Below are 17,660 nucleotides of genomic sequence, written 5' to 3' on the forward strand. Positions count from 1 at the left end.
ATGCAGGCAGCCCAACGCCGCTTTGTTTTTCTGGCGCGCAACATGATGCTTAACACAACTTGGAGATGTGTGGTGTTGGGAGGAAAACATGCAATTTGCCTTATCAGTCCGTGTTGCTTCAACCGGAGTCCGGAACTTGTGAAGAGCTTGTAAGTTGGCAGGGCAGGGCGGGGAAATTACTGGGCGGAGGCATCTTTCACGCGCTCGGCATGACTTTCGGTAACGCTCAGTGGTGCATCGAACCGTTGTTGTGCGCCGTAATCGTTAATGGCTGAAAAACTCAAACGCGAAGAACCGGCTGGCAGCTCTTTCAGATTGAACGAACGGACTTCGCCGGGAACGATCATGGTCGAATCAATTACCAGTTCCGCCTTTTTTCCAGCAGCGATTTTCAGATCGGCCAGCGATACGTGGTAATTGCTCTGGTTTTTTACTTTGAGCACGGACTTGCCAGCCTGTGTAACCAACTGCCACGCAAGTTGCTCCGGCGCCTTTGCGGCTTCGCCGGTGAGTCCGTTCGGGCGGAAGAAAACCTTGATGCGCTGACGTACCGCCAGTTGCAGGGTGTTTACATCGGCAGCACTGGCTTGGGGGATTTCCTGCACGTTCAGCCACACCACCGACTCTTTGTCCGCAGGCATGCCGCGGCCTTCGTAAAGAATCCTCAGTAGTTGCTGTTGATTGGGCTCAAGTTTGGCCAGTGGTGGAGTAACTGCGAAAGGCGGTGCGCTGCCAGCCGTGTCGCCGGCATCCAGCCACGATTGCGCTAGAATGGTTTGTCCGCCGTTGCGCACGGTGACATTCGCCTCTTTGTGCGCGCCATCGAAGATAATCCGGGTGGAGCTCAAGGAGATGCTGGCGAATGCCGAGTGCGTCATCAACACCCCGGCAAGCCCCAGGCAAAGCGGAAAGTAGCGACTTAACATAGATTTCACCGATTAATCTGTTCGGGAAGGACGAGGCACAGCGGCCCCGTCCAGGTATTACGGGCTGCTTATTCGTATTCGAGAACGAACGGCAGAGTGGCGTTACCGGTACCGGCAGTAGCGGTGGTCTTGTCGCCGGTGGTGACGTAAGCGGCTGCGAACGACAGGGTGCCGTCACCGCCTGTGGTTGCGTCGCCAGTCAGGTTGGTCTGCACTTTGGCAGTGGCTTCGGAGCTCAGGTCGATCAACTGGCCATTGCTGTCCAGCAGTGCGATACCAACGCCTTTGGCCGCGTCTGCACCCTGCAGCTTGAGAACTTTCTTGCCATCAACCAGGCCCGAACCGCCGTTTACGGTTGGTTTGAACAGCATCGAAACCTTGGTGCCAGCATTGCAGTTCACTTTCAGGTTGAAATCGTTGGCGGCCACACGACCGGCGCCCGGAGCAGAGTCGGTGCCCATGTCCTTGATCGAAACGTTGCCCATGTCCACGGCAATCATCTTGTCGCTGCCCGAAGCGCCATCTACCGAGCAAGCGTCGTTATTGATAACGCCGGTGAAGCTGATTTGGCCGCTGCCGCCCTTTACAGCTTTGGCGGCTTCATCCGCAGCGTGTGCGCCGGTAGAGGCAGCCAGTACGGAAAGAGTGAGTAGTGCGAAAGCGAACTTTTTCATGTTTATATCCGAAGTTATTGTGAAAGTGCTGCATTGAAATGCCAGGCCATGTTAGGTCGATGCCCGTTGCAGGTCTTTGAGATTTGTCTTAAAGCGACGCAAGTTCGATCACGACAGCAATATCGCTAAACGCGTAACTCTATTTTCTTGTTAATTATTGTGGAGAACCAATTGAGACAATTCTCAAGGTTGCGCAGCCGCGCGCTGGTTACTATTCGCTGATGCAGAAATTCTCAGTCAATGCAAAGTTTGTGAACGGGCGTCCTGCTTGATAGTTGATCCAGACTTTCCACTATTAATGGCTGATAGAAAGAGGTTCTCGGTTAGTGAACACGCTTCGTATATTGGTATTGGAAGATCACGCCTTCCAGCGCACGGCAGCGGTCAGTGCGCTTAATAGTCTGGGGTACAAAAATATCTTTCAGGCGGCTGACGGCAAGGATGCGCTGGCTGTGATCTCCCAGGCAGGGGGCGTGGACGTTGCGTTGTGTGATTTGAGCATGGCCGGGATGGATGGTCTGACGTTTTTGCGACTGGCGAGAGAGGCGGGGTTGATTCGCGCGGTGATCATCTGCAGTTCATTGCCTGAAGACTTGTTGCGCACGGTTGACCGGATTGTCACGTTGCAGGGGCTGGAATTGCTTGGCAGTGTCGGCAAGCCGCTGATGGTCGATGTGCTGGGGCCATTGCTGGCGCGCTATCGGCCTCAAAGCCAGGTCGATATCAAGGTCGCGGAAAGTCATCTCGATCAGCCTTCAGAGAACGAAGTGCTCGAAGCGATACGCCGTCAGGAATTTCGCGCCTATTTCCAGCCCAAGTTTCATCTGCGCAGTGGTGAGGTGGATGGCGCCGAGGTGCTGGTGCGATGGCAGAGCCCCAGTCGCGGCTTGCTCTCGCCAGGCATGTTCTTGCCGACGATCGAGCGCTGCGGGCTGCTCGATGAAATGTTTTTCAGCCTGCTCACGCAAGGCTTGAGTCTGCAGCGCTTCGTCCAGTCTCACGGCAAGCCGTTCAAGCTGGCGTTCAATCTCGACGTGACGCAGGTGGCCAATCCGAATCTTGTCGACCGGATCAAGGCGCTGTTGCGCATCCATGGCGCCTCGCCAGCTGGGCTCATTTTCGAGCTCACGGAAACCGGCCTGCTGCAGATGCCCGAGATCAGCATGGAAAACATGGTGCGTCTGCGCATGCTCGGCTTCAGTCTGGCAATCGATGATTTCGGTGTCGGCTATTCTTCACTTGAGCGGCTGTGCCAGATGCCGTTCAACGAAATCAAACTCGACGCCGGCTTCGTGCAGAATTTCCATCAGGCGCGCTACAGCGCGGTCATCCACGGGGCGTTGGCCCTGGCGCGGGAATTGGACATGCGCGTGGTGGCAGAGGGTATTGAAACCGCAGATCAGGTTCAGCATCTGGCGCGGCTTGGTTGTCAGTGGGGGCAGGGCTTCTTCTATGCTCGCCCGATGAATTGGGCGCATTTGGTCGACTGGCGTTTCGAAGGCCAGAAGTCGTCCTGGCGCCGCGCAATAGGCACGTCCGATCGTTGATGCAAGCGGCATTCTGACTTTTGGGACAAAGCCCTATTTCGTCACGCCTTTAAAACACTCATCATGTGCCGAGAAATCAATCAGATGCACCTGAATGCTTCGGTGATGCCCGGGATTTGCTGCGGTTGCCAAGTGCTGATGGTCCTCCAACACTCTTCATCATGGAGCTGTTCATGCATTGGTCAGTCGTGAATCCGTTACGCGTTGCCATCCTTGATGATCACTCGCTCATACGTCTGGCGATGAAGTCGCGGCTGACGCGCGAAGCCGAGTTCAGTGTCGTAGGTGTGTATGGCAGCAGCGCGCAGTTGCTCGCCGGATTGCGCGAAATCGACATCGACCTGCTGATACTCGATTACAAACTGCACGATGGGGAGCTGGACGGGCTCAATCTGATCCGCCTGCTGCGCAAGCAATATCCGGGCATGCGCATCCTCGTCTCTTCCTCAGAAGAGCGCCCGGCAGTGGTGAACATGGCGGTCGGGGCGGGCGTCAGTGGATTCTTCGGCAAGTCACAGTCGGTCGATGACCTGATTACTGCCATTCGCTGTGCAGCGTCCGGCCAGTTGTACCTGTCTCCAACCATGGCCTTTGAGCTTGACGTGTTGCCAGCATCGATCGAAGAGCCCGCCGGTGCCAAAGATGAGAGCTCGGCGCACAGCGACGATTTCCTCAGTAATCCTCTGCTGTCACCTAAAGAGAAAGAAGTCTTGCGCTGTTGTCTCGAGGGGATGGGGGTGACGCAGATTGCCTTGAAGTTCTCGCGCAGTCGCAAAACCATCAGTGGGCAAAAACAGGCCGCTTTCAAAAAGCTTGGAATTCGTGGTGACGCAGAGCTGTTCAAGTTGCAGCACAGCCTGACAGCCGACAACCAGGGATAACACGCTTATGTTTCATCTGTTGCGCGGTGTTTTGCTAATCAGTGTGCTTTTCGTATTCAGTAGTGGTGTGTTATTGGCAGCAGAGCCGCGCACCTTGCAGGTGTTCGGTCGCTCGGACTGCAAGGAGCTGCAAGTCGATCTGGCCAATGAAGACTGGAGTTGGTTGCGGCAGAAGCGCAGCCTGGTGTTGGGCTCGGCGCTCCCGGATTTCCCGCCTTATGTCATGACCGCCAGCGGTACGCGCTATGAGGGGATTGCCGCCGATATCGCCTGCATTATCGGTCAGGCCCTGCACGTTGAAATCACCGTCAAGGCCTACCCCGACAGGCGTGACGCCATGGCCGCACTTGAGCGCGGTGACATTGACATGTTGGGCAGTTCCAACAGTTTCGAATTGATCGATGGCCTCGTCACGCTCAGCAAACCTTATGTCGAAGACGTGCCGGCGATGTTCATGCGCGGCGATGATCGACGACCGATGCCGGCCAATCTGGCCGGTTTGCGTATTGCGGTTGCCGACGATTACCTGCCTTCCAGTCAATTACACGCGTTATACCCCAACGCCGAATTCGTGCTTTTTCCATCGAACGAGTTGGCACTGGCTGCGCTGGCTTTTGGCAAGGTCGACCTGTTTCTCGGCGATACGGTGTCGAGCAATTACCTGATCAACCTCAACTACTTCAACTACGTGCGGCTGCACTCTTTCGTCAAAACCCAAACCAGCGGTTTCAGCTTTGCCTTGCGCCGGGGCAACGACCAATTGCTGCGTCTGATCGATTCGACCCTCGAGTCGCTGGGTGATGCGAAGATTGCCGAAATTACCAAGCGCTGGTCGGGCGGCGGCGGGGCGCTGACGCCCAAACGCATTGACCTGACACCCGGCGAAGCACGTTGGCTTGAGCTGCATCCGGTCGCGCGGTTCGTGATCAATGACGATCAGGCACCGTTTGCATTCTTTGATGGTGACGGCAACTTTGGCGGGATCGGCGCTGATCTGCTCGAGCTCATCCAGCGGCGTACCGGCTTGCAGATCAATGTCGAGCGCACCGACAGCTTTTCCAGTCTGAGCACGCGTCTGCTGGATGGCAGCGCGGATATTTCTCTGCTGACACCAACGGTCTCGCGGGAAGTCGGCATGCGTTTCACTCATCCGTTCCTTGCCAGCCCCTTTGTGATCGTCACCACCAAGGACGCAGGCGCGCCTTCAAGCCTGCAGGAGCTGCGCGGCAAGCGCGTCGCAGTGCCCGAAAGTTCGGCTGAGCGTGAGCTGCTCAAGGACTACCCCGACATCGAGATCGTTGATAACGAAACAGTTCTGGGCGCCTTGGCTGACGTGAAGGACGGACGTGCGGACGCGATGATTACCACGCTGCACAGTGCGCGTTACTACATCGCCCACATCTACAGCGACAGCTTGCGTATCTCCAACATCGTCGGCATGAACAAAGGCTTCCTCGCTTTCGCCGCGCGGCGTGCCGATACCGAACTGGTCAGCATTCTGAACAAGGCACTGCTGAGCATTCCGCCGGATGAGCTGGACGTGATTCTCAACCGGTGGCGTCCCATTGCAGCATTTTCCGGATTGTCGTGGCGCGATTACAAGGCGCTGATCTACCAGATCAGCGCTGCCGCGTTCCTGATCATCCTCGGGTCGGTCGCATGGAATTTCTACATCCGCCGGCAGATCCGTGAACGCAGTCGGGCAGAGCGCTTGCTCGGCGATCAGTTGAAGTTCATGGGCGCGTTGATCAACGGCACGCCGCACCCCATTTACGTTCGTGATCGGGAAGGTCGACTCGTCACCTGCAATAACAACTATCTGCAAACATTTGGCCTGATAGAAAAGGATGTGATCGGCAAGACCGTGCTCGAAAGCGGCAAGCGCAATCGCCAGGAGGCGTTGCAATTTCACGACGACTACCTGCGCGTCATCGAGCAGGACGAACCTTACGAGGTGGATCGCACGCTGCATGTCGGTGATACGCGGCTGATCATTTACCACTGGATCCAGCCTTATCACGACACCGCCGGTGAAGTCAGAGGCGTGATCTGCGGCTGGATCGATATCAGCGAACGCCGTGAACTGATCGAGGAGTTGCGTGCGGCGAAAGAGCTCGCTGACGAGTCGAGCCGCGCCAAAACCACGTTCCTGGCGACCATGAGCCACGAGATCCGTACGCCGATGAGTGCCGTGATCGGCATGCTCGAACTTACCCTCAAGCGTGCCGAGCAGGGACACTTCGATCGGCCGGCGATTGAGGTGGCGTATGACTCTGCAAAAGGCCTGCTGGAACTGATCGGCGATATTCTCGATGTGGTTCGCATCGAGTCCGGCCATGTCAGCCTTTCGCCCAAGCGTGCCAACCTGCGCGAACTGGTCGAATCGGTAGCGCGGGTGTTCGACGGCTTGGCCAGGCAGAAGAGTCTGGTGTTGAAGCTCGACATCGACGCCACTGTCGGCTGTGACGTATTGGTTGATCCGATGCGCTTCCAGCAGGTGCTCTCGAACCTGGTGGGCAACGCGATCAAGTTTACCGACACCGGTCATGTCAGCGTCTCGATTCGCGGCCAACGTCTCGCTGACGAACGCTTACAGGTCGACCTCAAGGTCGAGGACACCGGCATCGGCATTTCCAGCGCCGATCTGCAGAATCTGTTCCAGCCGTTCTCCCAAGCCAATCATGGTCCCTCCAGCAGAGGCGGCACCGGTCTGGGACTGGCGATCTCCCGTTCATTGTGCGAATTGATGGGCGGGCGGCTGAACATTACCAGTACGCTTGGCAAAGGCACCTGCCTGGAAGTGTCGCTGTTCTTCAATATTCTCAGCCCGCTTGGCGGCAAAGTGCTGCCTGTTTCGGTTGTTCAGGACAAACCGGTACCGACACTCAGGATTCTCGTAGTCGATGACCAGAGCGCCAACCGCCTGCTGTTGACGCAGCAGCTGAGTTTCCTTGGCCAGGCGGTGCGTGATGCCGCCGACGGTGCCCAGGCATTGGCGCTGTGGCGCTCGGAGCCGTTCGACATTGTGATCACGGACTGCAACATGCCGGTCATGAACGGCTATGAGCTGGCCCGCACCATTCGCCAGGACGAACGCGAAAGTGGTGGATCGCCGTGCATCGTACTGGGCTTCACGGCCAACGCGCAGCCGGAAGAAAAAGTGAAATGCCGGGAGGCCGGGATGGATGATTGCCTGTTCAAACCGATCAGTCTCGGCACCTTGTCGATCATGCTTGCAGGCTGGGAAAAAAGTGTTGAAACCCAGCCATTTGAAAGCCCGCCTGCGGCGACTATCAAGGAGCTGGGTTCGATTCGCGAGCGTCTTGACGAGCTCACCGGAGGCGATCTCGACATGATGAAAGAACTTCTGCGCGAGGCGCTGTCGAGTTGCGAAAAGGATCTGGAGGAGTTGCATTCGCTAATACCCGAAAGCGATCCCGGGCTGTTGGCTGACCTGGCGCACCGCATCAAGGGGGCGGCGCGCATTGTTGCCGAGCATCAGGTCATTGAGGCGTGTAACGAGCTTGAGGCCGAGTGCGAGGCGCCTGTTATCGATCCGCTGGACCTCAATCGCAGTGCATTGAAGCTGGAGCATGCACAGGCTGATCTGATCAAGAAAATCAAACGGATCGAGCTGTAAACGTATCGGCTCATGACCATCCGACTGGCCTTGCATTGAAGCTGACGTTAAAGATCATTTTGCAGCGGGCGATACCTTGGTTAATAACCATGGAGTTTCGCGATGATCATTCGACGTCCTTTATTGATTGCCTGCCTTTGCCTGCTCGGTTTTGACACCGTCAGCGCAGCCCAGTCTGCGCCGGTCAGCGGAGTGATTCGCTTCAGCGGTCGAATTGTCGAGGCAAGTTGCATTGCCAGTGGCGCCAGCCATTCTTCTGTCGAGTTGCTTGATTGCCCCCAGGCAAGCACCGGGCAGATTTTTACCGTGAACAACGTCAGTGCGGCAGGGCGAGGTGAGTCGCGCCAGCAGGTGTTTGTGAAGGTGATTGCCGATACTCATGAGCAGGACGATTATTACGACCAGCGCTTGCTGCTCACGGACAACAAGGGTCACCAGATAACGAGCGGTAATTACGTAGTGACGATGACGCTGCCTTGATGGCTTGGAAAGAATGAGTCTGCGCCCCTTGTTTCAAGGTTACTGACAAAAAGGGGCGTCACTAATGAGAATTGTCTGGTTCGTGCAGAACCGTCCCGCGCTTCAGGCTTGCCGCCGCTCCCCTGCGTTGCAAAATCCCCCCTTCAACACTCTCTGAACCAGACCATGCGTCGCTGCCATGGGCTGTCGTCCAGGTGTGGCTTTTCGTTCGGCGATCCTTGCCGTCATTTTGAGACAAGTCTCATTTCAGCCAGACGCGCCCTTGGTTATTTTCTTGAAAGGAAGAATGGAGCTGCCAAAGGTGTCCGATGTTTCTTGAAAATAACCGCAGTCGATCCTTGCGGATCCTGATCGCTGACAGCGATGTGCGCAGAGGCCAGTCGATCGAACAGCAGTTCAACAAGCTGGGCTGTCTCAGCGTATTGAACGTGTGTACCTATCGTGACCTGAGAGTCCTGACGTATTACTGCCCTCAACGGTTGAGCCTGGTCGTCGTCAATGCTCAGTTGCTCAGCGAAATGGCGATGGATCCGCTCGACTTTTTCGGGGAAAACCCGCTGATTCGTCATTTGCTGATCTTCAATCCCAACGATGATCACCAATGGTCGAAGACCTTCTTCAACCCGCATCCGCAGCGCTGGATGCGCCTGGTGTCGAAAATCGATCTGCCGCGATTGGCAGACTTTCTGATGCTGGCCGACCCGGCGCTCAAGGAACTCGCGGAGCCGGCCTCAACCGACGCTTCGCTTTCCTCGTGCGCCAACCGCTAGCTGCGTCACCTTCCCGCGATGATCCACGCAGGCGCTGAGGTGCTGCTGCCCGGCGCCTGCTTTGCTGCCCACTCGTTTGCCCAATTGTCTTGAATACACTCTAAGGTAAGGCATCATGCTGCTTCGTAAACTCAATCTCGCGCCGCGTTCGGCGCTGTGTTTTGGCTTGTTCTGTCTCATGATTATCGCGATCGGATTGATCGCCCTGCAGCAAGTCGACTTGCTCAACAAGGCAGAAACGTACGTCGAGACGACGATCGTGCCGAGTATCAAACTGCTCGGCCAACTGGACCGTGAATTCGTCGAGATCAAGGGCAACAACGCCCGCTTGCGCAATCCCATCGAAACCCCCGAGCGCAAGGCGCAGGCCCTGATGGACATTCAGCAGTCCCGTCAGCTCATCAAGAAACATCAGCGAGCGCTCATTGAACTGCTGGCCACTGACGCTGGACGCGAGGCGTTCGAGGAGTTTGCCAAAGCGCAAAAGGTCAATGATCTGGCGCAGGACCAGTACCTTGAAACAGTGGCGAGCGGGCAGCTAGAGGCGGCCATCGCGCTGTCCAAGAATCAGATGCGTGTTGCCTCGGATGGCGTACAAGTCGCACTCAAGAAGCTGATTGCACTCAACGAGATCGAAGCTTACGAAGCTGGCAAGCAGGCCGACAATGTCTACGAACACACGCTGTTGATCGTCAGTGTGTTCATTATCATTGCCATCGGTGCTTCTTTGGCTCTGGCCGTGTTGTATACCCGCAGCCTGACGGTGCCGATTGCAGGCTCGCTGAGGGTGGCGGAATGCATCGCCGCCAACGATCTGAGCGAAACCATTGCGCTGGATGGCTCCGATGAGGCGGCGCAGATGCTGTCGTCGTTGGCGGCGATGCAAACCAGTCTGCGAGATGCCTTGATCATGATCCGCGATTCGTCCACGCAGTTGGCGGAAACTTCAGAGGTCATGCACGGCGTCACGGAAGATATCTCGCGTATCACTCAGCGTCAGAGCCATGAAATCGAAATGGCCGCCACTGCCGTGACTGAAATGAGCGCAGCGGTGGAGCAGGTTGCAGACAATGCCGCATCGACCTCGCAACTGACCTCGGAATCCAGTGCCGCTGCCGTTGCCGGTCGTACCCGGGTCAGTGAAACGGTCGCAGCAATCAATCTGATGGTCTCCAGTGTGCACAGCACCTCGGCTGAGGTGCAGGCGCTATCAACCATGGCGAGCGATATCAGCAGCGTGCTTGACGTCATTCGCGAGGTCGCCGAACAAACCAATCTGCTCGCCTTGAACGCAGCGATCGAAGCGGCGCGGGCGGGGGAGGCGGGTCGCGGTTTTGCCGTGGTTGCCGATGAGGTGAGAGGGCTGGCGCAGCGTACTCAGAAGTCGACCGAGGACATCGAGTCCATGGTCAGCTCCATTCAGTCGGGCACCAGCCGCGCAGTTTCCTCCATGAGCCACACCCGCGCTCAGGCCGAGAGAACGCTCGAAATGGCCAATATCGCCGGCGAAGTGCTGACCGACATCACTGGCTCGCTGAATCTCATCAACGAGCGAAACCTGCTGATGGCAACCGCTGCAGAAGAGCAGGCTCAGGTTGCGCGTGAAGTGGATCGCAGCCTGATCAGCATTCGCGACCTGTCCAGTGAAACCGCAGAAGGATCGAAGCAGACGGCTGTTGCATCGGCGGAGCTCTCGCAGCTAGCGGCGTCGCTGAACAGATTGACCAAGGAATTCAAACTCTGACTGTGAACGTAAAGCCCTGGTTGCCAGGGCTTTTTAATCAGTGCTTGATCGGTGAAGTGAGGTCTTGCGCATCGGGTGCAGAACTCTGAGCTGGCGATGCGGTTTGTGCTGTCAGCTGTTCAATACAGGTGGCGAGTTGTCTTTCATAGCTTTCGAGCACCGCTTCGGCTTCAGCCTCACGCTCATCGCGCAAGCGGAAGAAATCGTCGCGACTGAGCTGGTCCGCGACGAGTCGAATATTTTGCTCGATGATTGCGCACAGTGAATCTTCATCCTCTAACGCGGCGCTGGTTTGGGCTGCGTGTTGACGGTTTTCAAGCTCGGCTTTAGCGGTCTCGGCAGCCTTCGCCTGTTCCTTGGCGCTAAGCAGGTCGGTTTCCAATGCCTGTTTTTGTTTTGCCAGGCGCTTCAGTTCTGCGCTCATCGACTGGATTGCATCGGCGCGTTGGGTGAGTTGGGCCTCCTGTTGTTGCACCACAGCCTTCAGTGGAAACAGTTCATTGAGTTGGTAGCCGGCGACCACAGTCATGGTGATCAGTGCCAGCGCCAGAATCGTCAGGCAGTAGATGGCGGCGTTGCTCTGGGGGGGCGGGCTGTTGAGGGTATCGAGTGCTCTCACGGAATCGGTTCTCCTATCAAGAGCAGTCAGTGTAATGATCTGAGTCCGCTGGGCCTTTAAGACGAGTCTTAAATTCGATATGCCTCACGGCGCGCGATGCTGAAGCGTGTAAGTTAAGTTTGTTATTTAATTGCTCATATAAAGCCATGAGAATTGTCTTGTTGTTGAATAATTAAAAGTTTTGCGCAAGCGTGTATTTTTCATTATCGTCCTGTCCCGTTCGCGGTAGTTCCCCTGTCGAAGATATTCGCGCAGACGCCCCATCATTCAGTTGTTTGCTAACAAGGCAGCTACAGAGAGAGTGTTATGAAGTTTCTCCATATTTTAATTGTCGGGCTCTTGTATTCGCTATCGTTAAACGCAACGGCGGCGGTTTGCGAGTTTTATCCCAACCATTCCATGGGCAATCTCTATATAACCCTTCCGGCCACGATCTCGGTGCCGCAGGATACACCCATCGGCTCGGTTATCTATGAAAGCCCGATCGTGACCCTGGGTACTATCCCCAGTTCGTTCAAGTGCTCTGCGGTACACAATGAAGGTGTGCGCAATTCCAGGGGTGTCACCCAAGCAGGCGCGCAAACTTTGCCTCTTGGAAATACCGGGATCGGCTGGCAATGGGTTCGACCGCCATCGGGAAAAATATGGAAAGGCTTCCCTGGGGATAGTGACGTTGCTGGCAATTGGGGATGGAACAGCAGCCAGCACATGTTGCGCCTGATTAAGACGGGTAATCTAACCGGTGGTACGACGATAAACTCAGGCCAACTGGGCAAATTTGTGGCTGCTGAGATCGAGCCTTTGGCACTTAATGTAACCGGCACGCGGGTCGTCTCACGGTCTTGCGAAACCCCCGATGTAAAAGTGGATATGGGTAGCTATACCCTGAGCGATTTTTTCCAGAACGGTGCCTATGGCAAGGATCATCTCTTCTACCTTGGTTTGAAAAACTGTCCTCCTGGAATCAATAACTTCAGGTTCTCCTTTTCGCCCACTGCGGGCAGCCCTGTGTGGGACGCCAATACGGGCGTGGTAAACCTGAACAGTAATTCCACTGCAAAAGGGTTGGCATTGCAGATGCGCTTCGGTGACAGAACGCAGCTCAAGCTGAATCAGAAGTACATAAGGAAAGCGCCCACAGAGCAAGGCGGGAATGAATCTATAACCTTACAAGCACGCTTCGTGCGCATTGAACCTTCCAACGCGCAAATGAAGCCGGGCGATGCAAATGCCGACATTGCCTTCGTTGTTGAGTATCTATGAGCCCAACAGCTTCTTCACCTCAGCCACAATCACCGCAATATCAAAAGGCTTGGGCACCACGACATCAAACAGATCCGAGCGCTGCATGCCGATGTGCGCTTGCGCGCCACTCATGAGAATGATCGGCAAGTGTTTGACGGACGGCTGGGCACGCACGGCTTCGGCGAACTCGAGGCCGTCCATGACCGGCATCATGAAGTCAGTGATGACCAGGGCTGGACGTTCTCTTTCCAGCACTTCGAGAGCCTTCTTGCCATTGCTCGCGGTCACAGTCATGAAGCCCTCATCCTCAAGCGCAAAGCCAAGAATGTCAGCAATCAGATACTCGTCGTCGACTACCAGAATGGTGGTCATGTTATTTCAACCCGCTTGAAGACTTACGAAATTGAACCAGGCAATGACTCAGCTGCGACTGAAGGTTCATTTTTCAAAGCCTTTTCCAGGAACACATCTTGATCGCGTACAACCACCTCGAACCGCGACGGGTTGTAGGAGCTATCGCGTACCTTAAGAATGGAAAGCGTCCTGCGAAGTTCAGCGTGATTTTCAAAGAAACGCATGAGGATCAGGTTGTCGACAATACTGGACAGGTCAGAGTTCGGTGCGCTGACCTCGGAGCCGAACAAATCGCGCATTTCCCATGAGGCGAACACCGTAACGCCTCTGGAGCGCAGCTCATTCATCAGCGCGCTGAAAAAGTCGGTGATGCGTTCCGGAGTGGTTGAAACCCGAGTCATGCCGCTGAGGCTATCGATGAACAGGCGCTTGATGCCTTTTTCATCGACCAGGCTCAGCAGGCGTGCGCCGAGTCCGTCCAGCAAGCCTTCGGTAGTTGGCTGCCAGGCAATGCTCAGCGCACCGCTGTGTTCCATTTGTTCGATATCGATGCCCAGCGAACGGCCTTTCAGCCGCAGCCGCTGCGGGCTTTCATAGAAGCCGAAGTGCAGGCCAGGCGCTTCGGCCGTAGATTGCGCGAGAAATTTCAGGCCCAGCGTGGTTTTGCCGATGCCGGAAGGCCCCATGACCAGCGTGACGCTGGAGCTGTGCAAGCCGCCACCGAAGATCTCGTCGAGCGACGCAATGCCGCTTGGAATGCGCGTCATGTCCGCGCTGTCGGGGGCGGAAGGGCGCTTGTAGAGACTTTCGAGGCGCGGATAGACGACAAGGCCGTTATCGGTGATTTCGCATTCGTGCAGACCGGTCAACGCGCCGCTGCCGCGAGTCTTGCGCAAATGAATGCGGCGCACCGAACGGGTACCGAACAGCTCTTCGCCCATTTCGATGACGCCGTCGACCATCGTGTGCTCGGGGCTGCCGTCGTCCAGGCGCGAGCTGGTGAGAAACAGCACGGTGCAACCGGCAAATGCGGCATGGCCTTGCAGTTCAGAGATGAATTTTTTCGTGTCGATCGGCGAGTCGGCTTTGGAGCGTGCATTGAGCAGGCCATCGACGACCATGACGGTCGCCTTCTGCCGAGTGATTTCACGTCGCAGCAGCTTCACGACTTCATCGAGGCCTTCGTTTTCCAGCGTATCGAATGCGCTGACAAACTGAATTTCCGCGCCGACTCGCGAAGCGTCGAAAAAACTCATGGTCGACAGGAACTGGAACAGGCGGTCGTGGGACTCGGCCAGCAACGTGGCGACCAGCACACGGCCGCCGTTGCGGGCATGGTGAAACCCTAGCTGGTTGGCAAGGATGGTCTTGCCGGAGCCCGGGCGCCCTTGAATGATGTATGAAGCGCCGGCGACAAAGCCCCCCTGAAGCAGCGCGTCGAGCCCTTCGATCCCGCTTTGAAGGCGTTTTAGCTTTTCCACAATGCGACCCTGATCTGAATAAACAGGCTTGTTCAGCCGAATGAGTGAAATGCTAACGCCATTTCCGGTTGACGGCCATAAAGGCTGGGGAAAAGTAGCGTTTTTGCAATGTGAACCTGGCACGTGACTGCTCGGGATCAGGGGGTAGTGACAAGCCCGGCACAGGAAGATTCGATTTTTCGAAACCCGGAAGCCGATTACATCCGTAGGCGCTGCTGCGGACCATGAGGGTAACGCTTGCCACTTTGCTTTCATGAAATCGTCACAAAACTGCTGCAGAGTTCGGGAGCCCGTAATCACTAGGTGTCATTTAATGAAAAGTTTGATGAAGTCTGCTGCGCTCGCCATTGCGGTATCTCTTTGTGCTACCTCGGCCTCCTTTGCAGCAGAAAATGTTCGCCTGACGGGGTCCGGAGCAAGTTTCCCGGCGCCGATCTATCTGACCTGGTTCAAGGATTTCAGCAAGAAATCCGATGGTGTCACTGTCGATTACCAATCCAAGGGCAGTGGCGCGGGCGTACAGGACTTCTTGAACAAAACCGTGGATTTCGCTGCCAGTGACTCGGCAATGAAAGACGAAGATATCGCCAAGGTCGCCGAAGGCGTGCAGTTGCTGCCAATGACCGCCGGGGAAATCGTGCTTGCCTATAACCTGCCGGGCAATCCCAAGGGCCTGAAGCTGCCACGCGACGTCTATTCCAACATTTTCCTGGGCAAGATCACGCGCTGGAACGATCCGCAGATCGTCGCAGCCAACCCGGACCTGAAACTCTCCGATACGCCGATCACGGTTGTCGTGCGTGCAGATTCCAGTGGTACGACTGCGGTATTCACCAAGCACCTGGCAACCGTCAACGCCGAGTTCAAGCAGGCGTTGGGTGAGGGCAACACCGTCAACTGGCCGGCCAGTGACAAGTTCATCAAATCGCCGAAAAACGATGGCGTAACCGCTACCGTGCGCCAGACCCCTGGTGCGATTGGTTACATCGAATATGGCTTCGCCAAACTGGCCAAGGTCGACTTTGCCCAGTTGCAGAACAAGGCTGGCAATTACGTCGTGCCAAACGCCGAAAGCGGTGCCGAGGCCCTGGCGGCGGTGAAGATGCCGGAAAACCTGGTGGCCTGGCTGCCTGATCCGGACGGTGCCAAGTCCTATCCGATCACCTCTTATACCTGGATGATTTTCCGCAAAGACAATGGCAACCCGGCCAAGGCCAAGGCCATGCGTGAAATGGTCGAATACAGCCTGACCGAGGGGCAGAAGATTGCCGATTCGATGGGTTACATCCCGTTGCCGCAATCGGTCGTCGAACAGGTTCGCAAAGCGTCCGCCAATATTCAGTAACGCCGTGAGGTCTCTTTCGGCGTGTGCGTCTGCGCCACGCCGGGAGAGTTTTCCCCCTGTTCCGGACTTAGCCCATGAACAAACCTTTTGTCGTACCGGTTAATCCCGACTCTGCCTGCCAGCCACCCTCGACGAAGGATTTTCTGGTTGATCGCACCTTCCGCGCGCTCGCACGCATCGGTGTGGTACTGATTCTGGCGCTGGTATTTGCACTGGTGTTCGAAGTCGGACGCAAGGCACTTCCCGGTATGGAAAAGCACGGCTTCGATGTGCTTCTGGGCAGCGTGTGGGACGTCAACCAAGGCAAATACGGCATCCTGCCAGCCATCTGGGGCACGCTTTACAGCGCCTTCATCGCGTTGCTGATCGCCGGTGTTTTTGGCGTGAGCATGGCGATTTTCCTGACCCAGGATTTCCTGCCAACCAAGCTCGCTGCGCTGTTTCGCACCATCGTCGAACTGCTCGCGGCCATTCCCAGCGTGGTCTATGGCCTGTGGGGGATCTATGTGGTGATTCCGGCGATTCGGCCGCTGACGACCTGGTTGAACAGCGAGCTGGGCTGGATACCCTTTTTCGGTACGTCCCTGAGCGGTCCGGGCCTGCTGCCCGCAGCGCTGGTACTCGCGATCATGATTCTGCCGACCATTGCCGCCGTGTCGCAGGACGCGCTGACGGCTGTGCCGATGAAAACCAAGCAGGCCGCGTACGGCATGGGCACTACCTATTGGGAAGCGATTCTCAAGGTGATGGTGCCTTCGGCCGCCACCGGCATTTTCGGCTCGCTGGTGCTGGGCCTGGGGCGCGCGCTGGGTGAAACGATGGCGCTGGCCATGCTGGTCGGCAATGCCAACAACATTTCCCTCTCGCTGTTTGCACCGGCCAACACGCTTGCCGCTCTGCTGGCGCTGAACTTCCCCGAAGCCGGGCCGAACGAGATCGAGGTGTTGATGTACGCCGCCCTCGTGCTGATGTTGATTACGCTGATCGTGAACATTTTCGGCTCGATGATCATGATGTACGCCCAACGGGGTAACAAGTGATGACTGATCTGACCGCAGCAACAGACCTGACGGCGCCAACCGGTGCGATGCCCAGCTTGCAACGCAGGTTCGAAGGCCGCGCGCTGCGCAGCCTGATCCTGACCACCCTGGTCTGGGCAGGTGCTTTGCTGGCCAGCGTGCCGCTGATTTCCGTGCTCTACATGCTGATCACCCGCGGTGGCGCGCGTCTGAACCTGGAAGTCTTCACCGAACTGCCGCCGACCGGCTTCGAGATGGGCGGCGGTTTCGGCAATGCGATGGCGGGTACCTTTGTGATGGTCGGTATCGCGGCAGCGATCGCGGTGCCGGTCGGAATCATGGCGGCGATCTTCCTGGCTGAGCTGGGGCCGGACAGCAAGCTGGGGAACGCCGCGCGTTTTGCCGCCAAGATGCTCACGGGCCTGCCATCAATCCTGGCAGGTGTATTTGCCTACGCCTTGGTAGTGATGACCACCGGCACGTATTCGGCACCGGCAGGTGGCGTGGCGCTCGCCGTCCTGATGCTGCCTATCGTGGTGCTGACCGCCGAAGAGTCGATGCGGATGGTGCCCAAGATCATGAAAGATGCTGCTTATGGCATGGGCTGCACCCGCTCGCAGGTCATCTGGAAAATCATCTTGCCGACCGGCATGCCGGCGATCCTGACCGGCGTGATGCTCGCCGTGGCGCGTGCCGCAGGCGAGACGGCACCGTTGTTGTTTACCGCGCTGTTCAGCAACTACTGGATCTACCACCAGGGCAATCTCGATGTCATGAATCCGACTGCCTCACTGGCGGTGCTGATCTACAACTTCTCCGGCATGCCTTTCGATAACCAGCTCGAGCTCGCATGGGCGGCCTCGTTGGTGCTGGTGATGATCGTGCTGTTCGTGAACATCATCAGCCGGATTTTCGGCAAGCCCAAGTATTAAGAA

15 protein-coding genes are annotated in these 17,660 nt (G+C 56.6%); 10 read left to right on the forward strand and 5 right to left on the reverse strand.

Translation table 11 applies throughout. From position 1 onward, the window contains the following. Positions 1–176 precede the first annotated feature (176 nt). Positions 177–926: a fimbrial biogenesis chaperone gene (locus ACYSTU_RS17645; protein WP_280074229.1), complete on the reverse strand. Its 750-nt coding sequence runs from the start codon at positions 924–926 to the stop codon at positions 177–179. A gap of 68 nt (positions 927–994) precedes the next feature. Further along, entirely contained in the window at positions 995–1,600 is a 606-nt protein-coding gene (locus ACYSTU_RS17650) for a fimbrial protein (RefSeq protein ID WP_125916162.1), read from the reverse strand. 326 nt (positions 1,601–1,926) lie between these two features. Here ACYSTU_RS17650 and ACYSTU_RS17655 point away from each other — a divergent pair, with 326 nt between their 5' ends. From ACYSTU_RS17655 to ACYSTU_RS17680, 6 genes are all read left to right on the forward strand, one after another. Continuing rightward, positions 1,927–3,147 (forward strand): EAL domain-containing response regulator, encoded by a 1,221-nt coding sequence (locus tag ACYSTU_RS17655; RefSeq protein ID WP_499000463.1) that lies wholly within the window; start codon positions 1,927–1,929, stop codon positions 3,145–3,147. Between the two features lie 173 nt (positions 3,148–3,320). Beyond that, complete coding sequence (locus ACYSTU_RS17660) at positions 3,321–4,028, forward strand: response regulator transcription factor (RefSeq protein ID WP_122603605.1); 708 nt, start codon at positions 3,321–3,323, stop codon at positions 4,026–4,028. Between the two features lie 7 nt (positions 4,029–4,035). Then, on the forward strand, positions 4,036–7,668 hold the full coding sequence (locus ACYSTU_RS17665) for a transporter substrate-binding domain-containing protein (RefSeq protein WP_499000466.1): 3,633 nt from the start codon (positions 4,036–4,038) through the stop codon (positions 7,666–7,668). A gap of 102 nt (positions 7,669–7,770) precedes the next feature. Beyond that, on the forward strand, positions 7,771–8,148 hold the full coding sequence (locus tag ACYSTU_RS17670) for a type 1 fimbrial protein (RefSeq protein ID WP_016774580.1): 378 nt from the start codon (positions 7,771–7,773) through the stop codon (positions 8,146–8,148). A gap of 308 nt (positions 8,149–8,456) precedes the next feature. Then, positions 8,457–8,918 carry a hypothetical protein gene (locus ACYSTU_RS17675; RefSeq protein WP_016774581.1) on the forward strand — a complete coding sequence of 154 codons (462 nt, stop codon included), beginning with the start codon at positions 8,457–8,459 and terminating at the stop codon, positions 8,916–8,918. Positions 8,919–9,033: 115 nt separating this feature from the next. Then, a complete protein-coding gene (locus tag ACYSTU_RS17680; protein ID WP_499000471.1) occupies positions 9,034–10,662 on the forward strand; it encodes a methyl-accepting chemotaxis protein in 1,629 nt (542 codons plus the stop codon). Positions 10,663–10,699: 37 nt separating this feature from the next. Here the strand turns inward: ACYSTU_RS17680 and ACYSTU_RS17685 are convergent, their stop codons facing one another. Next, positions 10,700–11,281, reverse strand: coding sequence for a hypothetical protein (locus tag ACYSTU_RS17685; protein WP_125916165.1), 582 nt, complete (start codon positions 11,279–11,281; stop codon positions 10,700–10,702). Between the two features lie 306 nt (positions 11,282–11,587). Between ACYSTU_RS17685 and ACYSTU_RS17690 the strand changes: the two genes are divergently transcribed. Then, positions 11,588–12,544: a fimbrial protein gene (locus tag ACYSTU_RS17690; protein ID WP_217878075.1), complete on the forward strand. Its 957-nt coding sequence runs from the start codon at positions 11,588–11,590 to the stop codon at positions 12,542–12,544. Here ACYSTU_RS17690 and ACYSTU_RS17695 read toward each other — a convergent pair. Next, positions 12,539–12,898 (reverse strand): response regulator, encoded by a 360-nt coding sequence (locus tag ACYSTU_RS17695; protein WP_064361715.1) that lies wholly within the window; start codon positions 12,896–12,898, stop codon positions 12,539–12,541. The two genes, ACYSTU_RS17690 and ACYSTU_RS17695, sit on opposite strands and share 6 nt — an antisense overlap. Before the next feature lie 23 nt (positions 12,899–12,921). Continuing rightward, positions 12,922–14,361 carry an ATPase domain-containing protein gene (locus ACYSTU_RS17700; RefSeq protein ID WP_136493645.1) on the reverse strand — a complete coding sequence of 480 codons (1,440 nt, stop codon included), beginning with the start codon at positions 14,359–14,361 and terminating at the stop codon, positions 12,922–12,924. 313 nt (positions 14,362–14,674) lie between these two features. Between ACYSTU_RS17700 and pstS the strand changes: the two genes are divergently transcribed. From pstS to pstA, 3 genes are all read left to right on the forward strand, one after another. Further along, on the forward strand, positions 14,675–15,706 hold the full coding sequence (gene pstS, locus ACYSTU_RS17705; RefSeq protein ID WP_051600442.1) for a phosphate ABC transporter substrate-binding protein PstS: 1,032 nt from the start codon (positions 14,675–14,677) through the stop codon (positions 15,704–15,706). 74 nt (positions 15,707–15,780) lie between these two features. After that, on the forward strand, positions 15,781–16,746 hold the full coding sequence (pstC, locus tag ACYSTU_RS17710; protein WP_499000476.1) for a phosphate ABC transporter permease subunit PstC: 966 nt from the start codon (positions 15,781–15,783) through the stop codon (positions 16,744–16,746). Continuing rightward, positions 16,746–17,657, forward strand: a complete 912-nt coding sequence (gene pstA / locus ACYSTU_RS17715; protein ID WP_016774590.1) for a phosphate ABC transporter permease PstA — start codon at positions 16,746–16,748, stop codon at positions 17,655–17,657. The genes pstC and pstA overlap by 1 nt, the downstream gene beginning before the upstream one ends. The last annotated feature ends 3 nt before the right edge of the window (positions 17,658–17,660 follow it).

The sequence above is a fragment of the Pseudomonas glycinis genome, from assembly GCF_054871425.1.